At 62.3% G+C, this 15,465-nt stretch carries 16 protein-coding genes; 9 read left to right on the forward strand and 7 right to left on the reverse strand.

Annotated features, from left to right (window positions below):
• Positions 1-65 precede the first annotated feature (65 nt).
• The gene (gene leuA, locus AC54T3_RS01525; RefSeq protein WP_496621759.1) at positions 66-1,862 is read left to right on the forward strand and encodes a 2-isopropylmalate synthase; all 1,797 of its coding nucleotides are present in this window, start codon (positions 66-68) and stop codon (positions 1,860-1,862) included.
• Positions 1,863-1,869: 7 nt separating this feature from the next.
• On the opposite strand, the gene AC54T3_RS01530 is transcribed toward leuA, so the two are convergent.
• The gene (locus tag AC54T3_RS01530; RefSeq protein ID WP_496621760.1) at positions 1,870-2,262 is read right to left on the reverse strand and encodes a thioredoxin family protein; all 393 of its coding nucleotides are present in this window, start codon (positions 2,260-2,262) and stop codon (positions 1,870-1,872) included.
• A gap of 147 nt (positions 2,263-2,409) precedes the next feature.
• On the opposite strand from AC54T3_RS01530, the gene AC54T3_RS01535 reads away from it, so the two are divergent.
• Complete coding sequence (locus AC54T3_RS01535; protein WP_496621762.1) at positions 2,410-2,841, forward strand: DUF29 domain-containing protein; 432 nt, start codon at positions 2,410-2,412, stop codon at positions 2,839-2,841.
• Between the two features lie 36 nt (positions 2,842-2,877).
• Here the strand turns inward: AC54T3_RS01535 and AC54T3_RS01540 are convergent, their stop codons facing one another.
• On the reverse strand, positions 2,878-4,686 hold the full coding sequence (locus tag AC54T3_RS01540; RefSeq protein ID WP_496621764.1) for a DUF3320 domain-containing protein: 1,809 nt from the start codon (positions 4,684-4,686) through the stop codon (positions 2,878-2,880).
• A gap of 639 nt (positions 4,687-5,325) precedes the next feature.
• On the opposite strand from AC54T3_RS01540, the gene AC54T3_RS01545 reads away from it, so the two are divergent.
• The 7 genes from AC54T3_RS01545 (at position 5,326) to AC54T3_RS01575 (ending at position 10,151) form a co-directional block, all read left to right on the forward strand.
• A complete protein-coding gene (locus AC54T3_RS01545; RefSeq protein WP_496621765.1) occupies positions 5,326-5,598 on the forward strand; it encodes a type II toxin-antitoxin system Phd/YefM family antitoxin in 273 nt (90 codons plus the stop codon).
• Positions 5,579-5,848 (forward strand): Txe/YoeB family addiction module toxin, encoded by a 270-nt coding sequence (locus AC54T3_RS01550; RefSeq protein WP_496621766.1) that lies wholly within the window; start codon positions 5,579-5,581, stop codon positions 5,846-5,848. Before AC54T3_RS01545 ends, AC54T3_RS01550 begins: the two co-directional genes overlap by 20 nt.
• 249 nt (positions 5,849-6,097) lie before the next feature.
• A complete protein-coding gene (gene hemB, locus AC54T3_RS01555; protein ID WP_496621767.1) occupies positions 6,098-7,111 on the forward strand; it encodes a porphobilinogen synthase in 1,014 nt (337 codons plus the stop codon).
• Between the two features lie 13 nt (positions 7,112-7,124).
• On the forward strand, positions 7,125-8,087 hold the full coding sequence (aroE, locus tag AC54T3_RS01560) for a shikimate dehydrogenase (protein ID WP_496621768.1): 963 nt from the start codon (positions 7,125-7,127) through the stop codon (positions 8,085-8,087).
• A gap of 69 nt (positions 8,088-8,156) precedes the next feature.
• Entirely contained in the window at positions 8,157-9,026 is an 870-nt protein-coding gene (locus AC54T3_RS01565) for an NAD(P)-dependent oxidoreductase (RefSeq protein ID WP_496621770.1), read from the forward strand.
• Positions 9,027-9,032: 6 nt separating this feature from the next.
• Entirely contained in the window at positions 9,033-9,725 is a 693-nt protein-coding gene (locus tag AC54T3_RS01570; protein WP_496621771.1) for a hypothetical protein, read from the forward strand.
• A gap of 60 nt (positions 9,726-9,785) precedes the next feature.
• Positions 9,786-10,151, forward strand: a complete 366-nt coding sequence (locus AC54T3_RS01575) for a DUF6164 family protein (RefSeq protein WP_496621773.1) — start codon at positions 9,786-9,788, stop codon at positions 10,149-10,151.
• A 32-nt stretch (positions 10,152-10,183) separates the two neighbouring features.
• On the opposite strand, the gene AC54T3_RS01580 is transcribed toward AC54T3_RS01575, so the two are convergent.
• The 5 genes from AC54T3_RS01580 to mgtE all read right to left on the reverse strand — a co-directional run bounded on the left by AC54T3_RS01580 (position 10,184) and on the right by mgtE (position 15,463).
• Positions 10,184-10,771 carry an anthranilate synthase component II gene (locus AC54T3_RS01580; RefSeq protein WP_496621774.1) on the reverse strand — a complete coding sequence of 196 codons (588 nt, stop codon included), beginning with the start codon at positions 10,769-10,771 and terminating at the stop codon, positions 10,184-10,186.
• An 18-nt stretch (positions 10,772-10,789) separates the two neighbouring features.
• The gene (gene trpE / locus AC54T3_RS01585) at positions 10,790-12,331 is read right to left on the reverse strand and encodes an anthranilate synthase component I (RefSeq protein ID WP_496621776.1); all 1,542 of its coding nucleotides are present in this window, start codon (positions 12,329-12,331) and stop codon (positions 10,790-10,792) included.
• Positions 12,332-12,551: 220 nt separating this feature from the next.
• Complete coding sequence (locus tag AC54T3_RS01590; RefSeq protein WP_496621778.1) at positions 12,552-13,226, reverse strand: phosphoglycolate phosphatase; 675 nt, start codon at positions 13,224-13,226, stop codon at positions 12,552-12,554.
• Positions 13,227-13,245: 19 nt separating this feature from the next.
• Positions 13,246-13,944 carry a ribulose-phosphate 3-epimerase gene (gene rpe, locus AC54T3_RS01595; protein ID WP_496621780.1) on the reverse strand — a complete coding sequence of 233 codons (699 nt, stop codon included), beginning with the start codon at positions 13,942-13,944 and terminating at the stop codon, positions 13,246-13,248.
• 157 nt (positions 13,945-14,101) lie between these two features.
• Positions 14,102-15,463 carry a magnesium transporter gene (gene mgtE / locus AC54T3_RS01600; protein WP_496621781.1) on the reverse strand — a complete coding sequence of 454 codons (1,362 nt, stop codon included), beginning with the start codon at positions 15,461-15,463 and terminating at the stop codon, positions 14,102-14,104.
• Positions 15,464-15,465: the final 2 nt, after the last annotated feature.

Consider the following 15,465-nt stretch of genomic DNA (forward strand, 5'->3'; position numbering starts at 1 on the left):
GTCGCTCGATCCGACCAAAGACCGAGCAGCTTGCCGCTCGCCCACTGCCACAAGGAGTTCGCATCATGCCCGCCCAACACCACAAATACCGCCCAAGCCAGCCGATCCCGATCGCTGATCGCACCTGGCCCGATCGCCACATCGAGCAAGCTCCGCGCTGGGCCAGCGTCGACCTGCGCGACGGCAACCAGGCCCTGCGTGCGCCGATGAGCGTGACGCAAAAGCAGCAGCTCTGGACCTTGCTCGTCGACATCGGCGTGAAGGAGATCGAGGTCGGCTTCCCCTCGGCCAGCCAGCCGGATTACGACTTCGTGCGCTGGCTGATCGAGGCGCGGCAAATCCCGGCGGATGTGACCATCCAGGTGCTAGTGCAGGCGCGCGCTGATCTGATCGAGCGCACCTTCGCAGCCTTGGATGGGGCGCATCGGGCCATCGTCCACGTCTACAACTCGACCTCGCCGGTGCAGCGGGAATGGGTGTTCGGCGCCGATCGCGACCGGATCAAGGCCATCGCGGTCCAGGGCGCCGAATGGGTCCGCGATGAGGCGGCCAAGTATCCGGGCACCGACTGGACCTTTCAGTATTCGCCTGAAAGCTTCTCACAGACCGAACCGGACTACGCCGTCGAGGTCTGCAATGCGGTGGTGGAGGCCTGGCAGCCGACGTCAGAACGCCCCTGCATCCTGAATCTGCCGGCGACGGTCGAATCAGCCAGCCCGAACGTGTTTGCCGATCAGGTCGAGTGGTTCTGCCGCCACATCGAACGGCGCGACTGCGTGGTCGTCTCCTTGCACACGCACAACGATCGCGGCGGCGCGGCGGCAGCGGCGGAGTTGGGCCTGCTGGCGGGCGCCGATCGCATCGAGGGCACCCTGCTTGGCAATGGTGAGCGCACCGGCAACTGCGATCTGGTCACGCTGGCGATGAACCTCTACAGTCAGGGCATCGACCCGCGCCTCGATCTTAGTGATCCGGACCGGATCATCGAGACCGTTGAGACCTGCACCGGTATTGCTTGCCATCCGCGCCATCCTTGGATCGGCGAGCTGGTCTACACGGCCTTCTCCGGCAGCCATCAGGACGCGATCAACAAATCGCTGCATCATCAGCGCGCGGCGCAACATCGCGACCTGCCCTGGCAGGTGGCCTATCTACCGATCGACCCGCAGGATCTCGGGCGCAGCTACGAGGCCGTCATCCGCGTCAACAGCCAGTCCGGCAAGGGTGGCATCGCCTTCGTCCTCGAACGTGACTATGGGCTGCAACTGCCGCGTTGGGCCCAGCTGGAGCTGGCGCCGGTGGTTCAGCGCGCGAGCGAAGAACAAGGTGGCATCATCGACTCGGCACGCATCCGGCAACTATTCGAGGCGCAGTTCATCCAGGATCAAGCGCCGAACCGCCTTGCCGGCTATCGCATCAGCCGCAATGGCCATGATCAGATCGAGGCGACCATCGTCAGCGTTTGGCGAGATGTTGAAGCGGTGAATGGTCAAGATGTGAAAGACAGGCACAGCACGCAGACTGCGCGAGAGGCTCAAAATGTGCCGGATGAACAGACTGTGCAGCATGCACAGGAGCAACGCATCTGCGGCGAAGGTGATGGCGTGATCGCCGCCTTCGCCGATGCTTGGAGCCAGGCCTTTGGCCAGACCATCGACGTGCGCGACTACCGCGAGCATGCGATCGGCGCCGGCACCGATGCCGAGGCTGCGGCCTATGTGCAGCTCGCGATCGATGGCCAGCCGGTCGCCGGCGTGGCGATCGATCGCGATACTGTCAGTGCCTCGCTCAAGGCGGTGATCTCGGCGCTGAATCGAGGCATGATCATGGACGCTCGCGCCGAGGCGCGGAAGGTGGCTTGAGCGGTGATCAGGTTTCCGCACGCCGCGCTGAAGGCGGCTCGAGATGCTCATCGAGCCAGGCGCGGATCTGCACGCTCGAGCGCGAGCCGCTGAAGCGCCCGTACTCCTCGCCCTGCTGGAACAGGAGCACGGTCGGAAAACCGCGCAGCCGGTAGTGGCCGGCGAGCTTCATGTTCTCACCTTCATCGACCTCGACCTTGGCGAGCCCGACCGCGCCCTGAAGCTCATCGATCACGCGGAAGAGATGCGGCGCCAGCTGATGGCAGGGCGCGCACCACTCGGCCCAAAAATCGACCAGAATCGGTCGTGCGCGCGAGGCCTCGATCACGGCCTGCTCGAACCCGTCGTGGTCGACATCGAAGCAATCGGCGCAAGGCGGTTGGTCGGAGGGTAAGCGCATCGAGTCTTCTCCATCATTGCCGGGAGCCTATCGCACCACAGCCAAAGCAAAACAGCCAGTTTGGGTCTCCGCATCAGCGGACTGCTAACATCAGCGAATCATCAGCCTGCCCCCGTCACTGTCAGCGATCATCCATAGGCACCCTTGATGAGCAGTTATGAAACCGACTTCCATCAGTGGATCGAAGAGCAATCGGACCTGCTGCGCTCCGGCCGCTTCGCGCAGCTGGATATCACGCACTTGATCGAGGAGTTGGAGAGCATGAGTGCACGCGAACGACGCGAGCTGATCAACCGTCTCGCTGTATTGCTGGCGCACCTGCTCAAATGGGAGTATCAACCCGAGCGTCGCAGCACCAGCTGGCGTCTGACCATCAATGAGCAGCGGCGCCAACTCGCCCTATTACTGGAAGACAGCCCCAGCCTGCGACAGCGCCTGCCAGAGCTACTGCCGCGCAGTTATCGCAACGCAACCCGAGCAGCGATGGAGGAAACTGGCTTTCTCAAGTCGCCTTTCCCAGAGAACTGTGCCTACAACATCGCCGACATCCTCGACGAAGACTACTGGCCAAATGCTTGAACAGCAGCCTACAGGACGGAAAACTGAGTACTTTGGTCATTCCCTTAGTGCCTGCTGAATCTTCTCTCGCAAATCAGGACCAGTACGCTGGAACCCCAACAAACGGGCTACCGCTTGAATTTGCTCTTCCGGATTAACGCGACCATTCTCGCGTTGGACGATCGCTCCTGCTGCTTGGATCTCAATATTCGAGAGATAGATTGCCTTATTTGTCGGCAAACCTTCTTGGGAGCGATCACGTACAGGTGGGTCATCACGCTGCGATGAAGTGAACCAAAATTCTTCGTTCTCGTAGAGGCGACCCTGCTTTTGTGCATGGATAAGTGCGGTCCGAGTCGCATCTTGAATCCGAGTGCCCGTGCGTGTCTTACCGCAACCAACGGCAATACGACGGGCAACCTCTGCGACATGAATTGGCCCCTCGCCCTCCACTACTTTTACAGCATGCTCGGCCAAGATTTCGATCGCTATTTCATGGGGCTCAACCTGTGCTCCGATCTGGGGAATCACTCGTTGGTAGGGGACCGCCTGGGGCAGTATTGGCACCGTCAGATTCTGTTCGGCTGAAGATGAATCGTCTACCGCAGCCAGTTTAGACTGATGAGTCTCACCATTGTCCGGTAGACCTTCGAAGATATCCTTTTGCCCAAATTGCCCAAAGGCCGACTGATTAGCCCCCTCGATAGACCATGAATCCGCAGCAAGCTGGGCATCTTGCAAGGCTTTCTTAAGTCGCTCGATTTCTTGGTCACGCCGATAAAACCAATCCGTACTCCAGATACGGTAAAAACGCCAGCCCAAACCTTCCAGGACTTGCTGCCGGAGTCGGTCGCGTTCACGTGCCCACAACGCGCGGTGATAAGTTGCTCCATCACACTCAACCGCCAATATATATTGCCCGAGACGATCAGGATTGCGAACACCCAAGTCAATACGGAATCCTGCGCTGCCTACTTGCGCATCACATGGATAGCCCAACATTTGGATTACAGCGGCAACATCTTCTTCAAACGGACTATCGGGATCAGCACCCGTTGGCAAAGCTTGTTCAAGCTCACCTGTCTCGGCAAATTTCAGGAAACGTTTAAGTACACGCGGACCTTCCTTTGTCGTTCTTGACAAATCTATCTCTTCCGGTGCAAATGATGAAAACACCTGGCAGCGGATTCGAGCCCGGCTGAACAAGACATTCAGCCTCCGTTCACCACCGTCCGTATTGACCGGACCAAAGTTCATGCTGGAAAGCCGCCCATTAGGCTCATGAGGACCGTAACCGACGCTGATCATGATGACGTCACGTTCGTCCCCCTGGACATTCTCGATGTTTTTTACGAAGACATCTTCGTTTCGCCCCTCACGTAGCAGAGCATCGAGGAGCGAGTCGTCACGGCGCCTAAGCTCCAGTAGTTCCGTGACCATGTCACTTTGTGACTTGGAAAAGGTGACAACGCCTACAGAGAGTTCAGCATTATGCCTCGCATGCCTGGAAAGTGCCGTGACGATGGCCTCAGCTTCGATGCGGTTAGTCCCGGGCCGCCCGCCACCCCGGCTCTTGCTGCTATAGACGCCTGGAACGCGAGTCAACTGTAGACCAACGTTGTCATCGTGCTGAGTTGGCGTCGGCGGCAGTATGAGACGATTTTCATAGAACTCGGCATTCGAGACAGTGATCAAGGAAGGATCACGGGAGCGATAGTGCCACTCGAGCATGAGACGCCGCAGACCCCGAGCCTCACACAACGTGAGAATACTCTCAAGCTCAATCGCTTGGGCCATTGGTGCAGTTCCATCTTCCTCTTCGTCCTCATCACCATCCTCGTCGGTTAAGCGGTCGAAAGAGGTCATGACTCAGCAGGGTTGGGTTTCGGAGGGCAGGAGCGACGGGGTACCGTGGTGTCGGAGGCGGTGAGCCGCAGCGCGGACCGATAGCATAGGTGTCTCGTGCGATTCGTAGAAGGCGCGGGAGGTGGCCACTCCAGAGTTTAGCGCGCATCTACGCAATCGCGTCGATAGGCGGACGTTTGACCCCTTCGAGCCGATTCATCATTGATCTCAGTCATGCCTGTAGAGTCGATCGGGGTCGCGACCTTCGATTCCTGGCGGTGGTGTCGCGTATCTACGCGGTTAGCGCTTCTGAAGCCAGCGAGTCAGCATCATGCTGGTTGTTTCATCCCTGGGGGGGCCTATCGACGCCGATAGACCTACAGCCGTTCGTGATCGCCGGACCTGCTCTAGATGCCGAGCCCCGGCGGCTTTGGCGGCAGTTTCAGCCCGGTTGTAGCTCCGATCAGAGTGACGTTTGGGTGACGTTTGGGTGACGGCGGCGAACGAGCGTGACGGTCCGGTCCCGCCGATTTTCTCGCTAACGCCAGCCATCATCGGCCCAGAGCGAGCATAGCGAGTGAAGGGTCCGAACGCATGGCATTGTTAGGGCTTTTCTCTTAAAATGTACGGAATTACCGTACAGTAATGAGGTGCCCGACAATGGAAACCACAACCGTAAACAAATTTAGAGACAGCCTAAAAAGCTTTGTTGAACATGTGGTTAGTCAACACGTGCCGCTTCGCGTGACACGGCGCACCGGCTCGGATTTTGTAGTGATAAGTGCCGAGGATTGGGAGCGTGACCAAGAAACTTTGTACGTGCTCCAAAATACTAGCCTTATGCGCCAGATCGCCCATTCCAGTGCTACCCATAACGCCGGTACCGGATATGCCCCAACCAAAGAGCAGTTAGATGAGATCACTGGTCTTTGAGGGGAGAACATGGGAGGTGTACGAGGATCTACGGCAGCGCGACAAACGAATGCACAAGCATCTTTGCGCAATTTTGAAAGAAATGTTGCGCGGCGATCCCAGCGCAGGCCTGGGGAAACCCGAAGCCCTTCGGCATCATCTTTCCGGTTTTTGGTCGAGGCGACTTAGCCAGAAGGATCGGCTTGTGTATAAATTTGACGACACTCGCATCTATCTCTTTGCCATAGGCGGCCACTACGACTCTTTATGAATCCCATACCCGGGATGACCGTCAAGCAACTCAGCCGCCAGCGCATGCGAACCACCGAAGCTGGGCAAGATCGCCACTTCAACATCCACATCAGCGAACCGCAAGCGCTTCAACCCAAGTTTCCTGTCGTGACACTGGCCGCCGATCGACCGGGTGCGCTATGGTTAGCGGCCCATGCGTGAGCCGATGAAATGGCCGTCGCGTACACCGAATCGCCTGTACCACCTCGTTCTCAGAGAAAAGCCACCGATGTCCGACCTGCACCCCAATCGCGCCCCCTATCCCACCACCCGCATGCGCCGGATGCGCCGCGATGACTTCTCACGCCGGCTGATGCGCGAGACGACGCTGACGCCCGACGACTTCATCTACCCGGTCTTTGTGCTCGAAGGCCAAGGCGAACGCGAGGCCGTACCCTCGATGCCCGGCATCGAGCGCATGAGTATCGACCTGCTGGTCGAGGAGGCACAGGCCATTGCCAAGCTCGGCATCCCGGCGATGGCGCTGTTCCCAGTCACGCCGATGTCGGTCAAGTCCGAGGACGCGCGCGAGGCCTTCAACCCAGACGGGCTCGCGCAGCGCGCGGTACGTGCGCTCAAGGATGCGGTGCCGGAGCTGGGCGTGATGACCGATGTCGCCCTCGACCCCTTCACCACCCATGGACAAGATGGGCTGATCGACGAGACTGGCTATGTGATGAACGATGCCACCGTCGAGGTGCTGGTCAAACAAGCGGTCTCCCATGCCGCAGCTGGTGCCGACATCGTCGCGCCGTCCGACATGATGGACGGGCGTATCGGCGCGGTGCGCGAGGCGCTCGAAGCCGACGGCCACATTCACACCCGCATCATGGCCTATTCGGCCAAATACGCCTCCAGCTTCTATGGTCCATTCCGCGACGCGGTCGGCTCTGCGACCAATCTCGGCGGCGGCAACAAATACACCTATCAGATGGACCCGGCCAACTCCGACGAGGCCCTGCACGAGGTCGGGCTCGACCTGGCCGAGGGTGCCGACATGGTGATGGTCAAGCCCGGCATGCCCTATCTGGACATCGTCCGTCGGGTCAAGGATCGCTTCGGTGCGCCGACCTTCGTCTACCAGGTCAGTGGCGAGTACGCGATGCTCAAGGCCGCCGCCCAGAACGGCTGGCTCGAGGAGCGCGACGTGGTGCTCGAGGCGCTGATCGGTGTCAAGCGCGCCGGCGGTGATGGCATCTTGACCTACTACGCCAAGCAGGCCGCGCAATGGATGGGCGCCTGAACGGTGACGAGCGATGACTGACCGATATGCCGTGATCGGCAACCCGATCGCACACAGCAAATCGCCCGTGATCCACGCCGCCTTTGCCGCGCAGACCGGCGAACCGATCGAGTACGGGCGCATCCTCGGCGATCCGGATGACTTTGCCGGCGATGTGCGCCGCTTCGTTGCCGAGGGTGGTCGTGGGCTCAATGTCACGGTGCCGTTCAAGACCGCCGCCTTTGAGCTGCTCGATGATCTGAGCGAGCAGGCGCAAGCAGCAGGCGCGGTCAACACCCTGATCGTGCGCGATGGCGGCCTGCTGCGTGGCGACAACACCGACGGCATCGGCCTGCTACGCGACCTGACCGAGAACCACGGCCTCACGCTGGCTGGCAAGCGAGTGCTGCTGCTCGGCGCCGGCGGTGCCGCGTGCGGCGTGCTGCGCCCGTTGCTCGAGGCTGGCCCGACTGAGTTGCTGATCGCCAACCGCACCGCGAGCAAGGCCGAAGCGCTCGCCGCTCAGTTCGGCCACCTCGACGCCAGTGCGGCCACCTCCTCCGCGCCCGACAGCGCGCGCCGCGACGAGTATCGCGAACCCAAATCGCAGTCCGCAGCCGCGTTGTCGATCGAGTCAGGCGAGCGCCCTGATCAAAGTCCAAGGGCCTCCCAAGCAACCTCGGTCGCGGTGGCAGGCTGCGGTCTCGACGGCGTCGCCGGGCAGCGCTTCGATCTGATCATTAATGCCACTTCGTCCGGGCTCGACGACCAGGTGCCGGCGATCCCCGACGACAGCCTCGCCGAGGGCGGCTGGGTCTACGACCTGCTCTATGCCGACGAGCCGACGCCATTCTGCCGCTGGGGCCAGGCCGGCGGCGCTGCGCGCGTGCTGGATGGGCTTGGCATGCTGGTCGAGCAGGCGGCGGAATCCTTCTGGCTATGGCGCGGTGTGCGTCCGCGAACGGCGCCAGTCATCGCCCGTTTGCGCGGCGGTTGATACCGGCAAGGGGCGCCGCATGTGAATTACAGAACTCGAGCCAAACAACCGCTCAAATAGAGGCCAATCATGAAGCTCGCCGTCATCGGCACCGGACTGCTCGGTAGCGAGATCGCGATCCGGCTGCAAGATCGCCACTTCGCGGTCAGTGCCTGGAATCGCTCGCCAGACAAGGCCAATGCCCTCGCCACGGTCGGCATCACGCCCTGCGCAAGCGTTGCCGAGGCGCTCACCAACAGCGAGGCCGCGCTGCTGTTGCTCAGCGATGCCGAGGCCATCCGCGCCGTGCTTTGGCCTAGGGACGGATCCGAGCAGCCGGGGCTGGCCGATCGCATCCTCATCCAGATGGGTACCATCGCGCCAAACGAGAGCCGCACCCTCAGCCGCGATGTCGAGCGTGCCGGCGGCCAGTACCTGGAGGCACCGGTGCTCGGCAGCCTGCCCGAGGCGCGCGATGGCCGGCTCATCATCATGGCCGGTGGCGAGCTTAGCCTCTACGAGCGCTGTCTGCCGATCTTCGAGGCGCTGTCCGAACAACCACAGCGCATCGGCGAGATCGGCCAAGGCGCCGCGCTCAAACTGGCAATGAACCAGCTCATCATCGGCCTGACCACCACCTTCTCCTACAGCCTGGGGCTGGTGCGAGACGAGGGCGTCGATGTTGAGCAATTCATGGGGCTGCTACGCCAGAGCGCGCTCTATGCACCGACCTTCGATAAGAAGCTCGAGAAGTACCTGAGCCATGACTACGGCCAGGCCAACTTCCCGCTCAAGCACCTGCGCAAGGATCTGGGCCTGTTCTGCGGCGTCGCCGAGCAGTCGACCATGGACACCGCGCCACTGGGGGCACTCGAGACCATCCTCGAGCGCGCCGTTGAGCAGGGACTTGGGGATCTGGATTACTCGGCCCTCTACGAAGCCCTGGTCGAAGCTCGCTAGCATCCGATGGAGCTGCCCTTCACCCACAGGCCGGGCCGCCGCGAGCGCCATCTGCGACGTCGGCACGAGAACCCCCTGTTCGCTTGGCCGCCGCAAGAGGTGCTGCCCGAGGATCTCCTTGCCGCGCAGAAGGCCGATCATGAGGACATGCTGGCCTTCGGCGAGCGCTTCCGGGAACTCATCCAGCGCGCGGTCGACCTGCCCCCTGACGCCGGCAGTGATGCCGTACTGAGCCTCAAAGAGACGCTCGAATCCCATTATGAGCAGAGCTATGCCTTACCGGAGAGTCATGGCGAGGAACGCACGGCACTCAAGCGACTCATCGAGCTGACCATGAAGACGCTCTGGCGTCATACCGGGTCCGATCCCGTCGCACACCAAGAGCTGAGCGACGAGGAGACTGCCCGTGCCATCCATTTTCGACTGATCAAGCAGCCGCTGGTGGCCGATCTCCTCCACCCCGATAGCTGTATCGGCCCCGAAGAGTTGGCACCGACGCTGCTCTCGGCTACCGAGGCTGAGATTGAGGCCGCTTGCGAGCTATTCGATGGTCGCGAGCTGGCCGAACTACTCGAACGTGGCGCGAAGCGACTTGAGGCGCTCGATCAGCACGGCATCGACCTCGGCCAGGCTCGAAACCGGCTGGCGTTGATCCGCCTGCGCGCGGAGCAGTACGCTCTCGCGCCGCCTCGGCACTGAACGAGCCAGGCACGACCCAGACGACGCTGAGCCCATGACGACCCGGCGAGAACAGCTACCATGTCCGTACTGATCTTCCGACTCAACGGCGTCGATGACGATGAAGCGGCCGATGTGCGGCGCCTGCTCGATGAGCAAGGTTTCGCCTACCACGAGACCAGCGGCGGCTTTCTCGGCGTTGGCATCGCCGGGCTTTGGCTGCTGAATAGCAGCGAGAAGGCAGCGGCCCGCGCGTTCATTGACCGCTATCAAGAAGAGCGTTCGGTGCGGCTCGCGGCCGAGTACGCTGCCCGCTGTCGCGCGGGCCAAGCCGAGACCACGCTACAGCGCGCCATCCGCCAGCCGCTGCGCACCCTGTTCTACCTCGCGGGCGCTGCCGCCGTGCTCTATCTGGTGCTGGTGCCCTTCCTGACCTTAGGGCGCTAAGCCTGAGTCAGGACTGACCACCGGCCCACCATTCACCGCACGTCGGTTGCCAAGAAGTTACGCAGCAGATCGTGCCCGTGCCGGGTCAGGATCGACTCGGGATGAAACTGCACGCCTTCGATTGGTAGCTCGCGATGACGCATGCCCATGATCTCATCGCGCTCGCCGTCGGCCGTCTCGGTCCAGGCCGTGATCTCGAGTTCGGCCGGCAGCGATACCTCCTCGACCACCAATGAGTGATAGCGCGTGGCCTCGAACGGCTGCGATAGGCCCTGGAAGACACCCAGGTTCTCATGATGGATCGGCGAGGTCTTGCCGTGCATCACCGCACGCGCCTTGATCACCTTGCCGCCGAAGGCCTGGCCGATCGATTGATGCCCCAAGCAGACTCCAAGCAGCGGCACCTTGCCGGCCGCAGCCTGAATGAGCTGCACCGAGATCCCCGCCTGGCTTGGCGTACAGGGCCCCGGCGAGATCACGATCCGCTCCGGTCGCAGCGCCAGTGCATCCGCCACCGACAGCTCATCGTTACGCACCACCCGCACCTCTACCCCCAACTCACCCAGGTACTGCACCAGGTTGTAGGTGAAGGAGTCATAGTTATCGATCATCAGTAGCATGTGGAGTCCAACCGACGGTTAAAGGCCATCACGACGTCCCGGCTCTGGTTCTTCAGCTGCTGCGGCGGCACCCGCGACACAGGGCTGGCGCTCGATACCGGCCTCGGCCATGGCCACGGCGCGAAAGATGGCGCGGCCTTTGTTCATGGTCTCCTTCCATTCCAGATCCGGCAGCGAATCGGCCACCACGCCCGCCCCCGCTTGGATATGCAGCTGGCCATCCTTGATCACGGCGGTGCGGATCGCGATCGCGGTGTCCATGTTGCCGTTGAAGGCCAGATAACCGACCGCCCCGGAGTAGATGCCGCGCTTGATCGGCTCGAGTTCGTCGATGATCTCCATCGCACGGATCTTCGGCGCGCCGGAGACGGTGCCAGCCGGGAAGGTGGCGCGCAGCACGTCCATCGCACTCATGCCTTGCTTGAGCTGACCGGTGACGTTGCTGACGATGTGCATCACATGCGAGTAGCGCTCGACGATCATCCGGTCGGTCAGCTTGACGCTACCGATCTCGGCGACGCGACCGCAGTCGTTGCGGCCCAGATCGATCAGCATCAGATGCTCTGCCAGCTCCTTCGGATCGGCGAGAAGCTCCTGCTCGAGCGCCTGATCCTCGTCCTCTGTGTAGCCACGGCGACGGGTGCCAGCGATCGGGCGCACGGTGACCACGCCATCCTCGAGCCGGGTCAGGATCTCGGGAGAGGAGCCGACGATCTGGAACTCACCGAGGTTCAAGAAGTACATGTAGGGCGAGGGATTGAGCCCGCGCAACGCGCGGTAGAGATCGAGCGGACGCGCCTGATAGGGGATCGAGAGCCGCTGTGAGAGCACCACCTGCATGCAATCGCCCTCGAGGATGTAGTCCTTGATGCGCTCGACAGCCTGCTTGTAGCCAGCCTCGGTAAAGCCGGAGACGAAATCGGTCTCGTCGATGTGACGACCACCGGCGGCTGGATCGCGCGGGGCACCGCGCTGCATCCGATGCACCAGCTCATCGATCCGGCACTGGCCAGCGTCCAGGGTGTCGCCTGCGGCCGGGTCCAGATGCACGATGATGTACATCCGCCCCTGCAGGTTGTCGAAGACCACGACCTCTTCCGACACCATCAGCAAAATGTCTGGTGTTTCCATCGCGTCGGGATTCGGGCAAGGATCCAGCCGCAGCTCGATGTAGCGTACCGTGTCGTAGCCGAAGTAGCCGACCAGCCCGCCGGCGAAGCGCGGCATGCCGAGATGCTCGGCAACCTTGAAGCGCTGCTGAAAGGCCTCGATCCAGGCCAGCGGATCGGCGGCCTCAGCCTCCTCGATGAGAGCACCATCGCGCTCGATCCGGATACGGTGACCAAAGACCTTTAGCACGGTTCGGCAAGGCAGGCCGATGATCGAGTAGCGGCCCCATTTTTCGCCGCCCTGCACGGACTCGAACAGATAGCTGTAGGGGGCGTCGGCCAGCTTCAGATAGCAGCTGAGCGGGGTATCGAGATCGGCGAGGACCTCGCAGATCAGCGGGATGCGATTATGGCCCTGCGCGGCGAGGGCGTGGAGATTCTCGGGGGTCATCGGGCGGACTCCAGACGATACGGAAACCAAGGGCGGGCTCGAAGTCGGTGATCGAGCGGCGCCATCGCCTGCGATGGAGGCAGTGCTGGAGACTCAGTGGGCAGGCACTGGGCTCTGGAGCCTGATTTTGATGGGTCGCGGTCAACATGGCGATCGGTGCCGTAAGCTTGGATTCAATGCCGGGATGCGATGCTTGGATGCAAGCGCTGGGAGGCGAAACTTAGGCCAGCAGCTCGCCAAGCTCGGGGAAGGCATCGATCACGGCATCGGGCTCGGCGCAGCGGATGTCGTGGCCATGATTGTAGCCATAGCTGACGCAGATGATACCGAATCCCGCCGCCCGGGCAGCCTTCACATCACTCACCGAATCACCCAGCATCAGCGACGCGGCCGGCTCGACGCCGAAGTGCTCTGCAGCATGCAGCAGCGGCATCGGGCTCGGTTTCTTCTCGGGCAGCGTATCGCCACTGATCACCAGCTCGAACGCCTTGCGGATACCGACGGCCTCGAGCAACGGCCCGGTAAAGCGGGCCGCTTTGTTGGTCACGCAGCCCAGGCGATAGCCGCGCCCACACAAGAGGTCCAAGCCCTCGCGCACACCGGGATAGAGCACTGAGCGCGCCGAGACCTGCTCGGCATAGAGATCGAGGAAGATCGGCAATGCGCGCTCGAGGTCGGCGGCATCCGGCTCGCCATCGAGCGCGCCGATCAGGGCACGCGCCACCAAACGCTCGACCCCGTTGCCGACCCATTGGCGTACCGCAGCCTCACCGCGCGCCGGACGCCCAAGCCGAGCCATCATTGTATCGACGCAATCGCTCAGATCCGGCACGCTATCGACCAGCGTGCCATCAAGATCGATCAAGACCATGCCGGGAAGGAAAGGGAACTGCATCGGGACTCTGAACCCTTACTTAGCGGTTCACCCCAGCCAGCGCCTCGCGCATCTGGCGGATGATCCCGTCGTAGCGGTGCGGATCACTGTCCTGGCCCTTGCCAAAGATGCCCGAGCCGGAGACGAAGGTATCGGCGCCAGCGGCCTTGATCTCGGCGATGTTATCGACCTTCACCCCGCCATCGATCTCGAGGCGGATATCGCGGCCGCTGGCATCGATCATCGCCCGCGCCTCGCGCAGCTTATCGAGCGCGGACGGGATGAAGCTCTGGCCGCCAAAGCCCGGATTCACCGACATCAGCAGTACCATATCGATCTTGTCGAGTTCGTACTTCAGATAGTCCAGCGAGGTGGCCGGATTGAACACCAGACCGGCCTTGCAGCCCTCGGCCTTGATCAGCTGCAGAGTGCGGTCGACGTGCTCGCTGGCTTCGGGATGGAAGGTGATGTAGCTGGCCCCGGCCTGGGCGAAGTCCGGGATGATCCGGTCGACCGGCTTGACCATCAGGTGCACGTCGATCGGCGCGGTGACACCGTGCTTGCGCAGCGCCTCGCAGATCAGCGGGCCGATGGTCAGATTCGGCACATAATGGTTGTCCATGACGTCGAAGTGGACGATGTCGGCGCCAGCGGCGAGCACGTTATCGACCTCTTCGCCAAGGCGCGCGAAGTCGGCGGAGAGGATGGACGGGGCGATCAGGTCTTCTGCTGCGGCCATGGGGAGCCTCCAGTTAGCGGCATCGAGCATTCAGCCAGCATCGTGCCAGGCAGGAAAAAAGACGTTCAGTGTAGCGGATTGGCCAGAATCTTTCACCGGCTCCAGCGATGGAGCGATAGCTCATCTGGGCGGGCACTCGTCTTTCATTTGGCTCGCCTCAGAGGAGAAAGAAGGTCGCTAGGCCAAGGAAGCTGAGGAAGCCGACGACATCGGTCACGGTAGTGAGGATGACCCCGCCAGCGAGGGCGGGATCGATGCCGAGACGATCGAGCAACAGCGGCAACAAGGCGCCAGAGAGGGCGGCAGCAAGCACGTTGAGGATGATGGCGGCGGCGATGATCAACGCGATGCCGCTGCTGCCGAACCAGAGCCAGGCGACGCCAGCGACCACCAACGCCCAGAGCAGACCGTTGAGCGCGGCAACCGCCATCTCTTTCGAGACCAGCCAGCGGATGTTCTTCGCCGAGAGCTGCCCGAGCGCGATGCCACGGATGGCGAGCGTGAGGGTCTGGGTGCCAGCGATGCCGCCCATGCTGGCGACCACCGGCATCAGCACCGCTAGCGCAACCACCTTCTCGATGGTCGCCTCGAACTGGCCGATGACCCAGGCGGCGAGGAAGGCCGTCATCAGATTGATGCCGAGCCAGACCGCGCGCCGACGCGCGCTGAGCAGTACCGGCGCGAACATGTCTTCGCCTTCGCTGAGGCCGGCGTGACCGAGAAACTGATGGTCGGCCTCTTCCCTGATCACGTCCATCACGTCGTCGACGGTAATCCGGCCGAGCACGCGGCCCTCGGGGTCGATCACCGGCGCCGAGACCAGGTCGAGCTGCTCGAAGCGGTTGGCGACATCGCGCGCCTTGGCGTCGGCGGGAATCGGCTGCACGTCGAGGGTCATCACCTCGGCCACCGAGTCATCGGGGTCGTTGGTGAGCAGGTCGGTGAGATAGAGCACACCGAGGTAGCGACCTTGGCGGCTGACCACGATCAGATTGTCGGCGAGTTCCGGCCGTCTATCCTTGCGCCGGCGCAGATAGCGCAGCACCACGTCGAGCGTCACCTCGGGGCGCACCGTGACCATGTCCGGATTCATGAGTCCGCCGGCGCTGTCTTCCGGGTAACTCAGCGCGGTCTCCAGACGCTCCCGGCGCTGCTCGTCGAGCGAACTCAAGACCTCGGCGCTGACCTTGGCCGGAAGATCCTGCACCAAGTCGGCGAGATCGTCGACATCGAGGCCTTCGGCGGCGGCGAGGATCTCGGTCGCGTCCATGCCGCGCAGGATCTCGTCGCGGACGTCATCGTTCAGATACAGGAGCACCTCGCCCCCGGTCGCGTCCTCGACCATGCGCCAGACGATCCTGCGCTGCGGGGGTGGCAGCGACTGCAGGACGTGCGCGATCTCGGCCGGATGCAACGCATTGAGCATGCGCGTCGCCTTGCGCACGGAACCGCTCTCGAGCACCTGATGCAGCAGGTCGATGCGATCCGCCTCGGCGGTGGTGTCGGCAAGCTCGGTCATGG

The organism is Halochromatium sp. NSM3, from assembly GCF_059621085.1.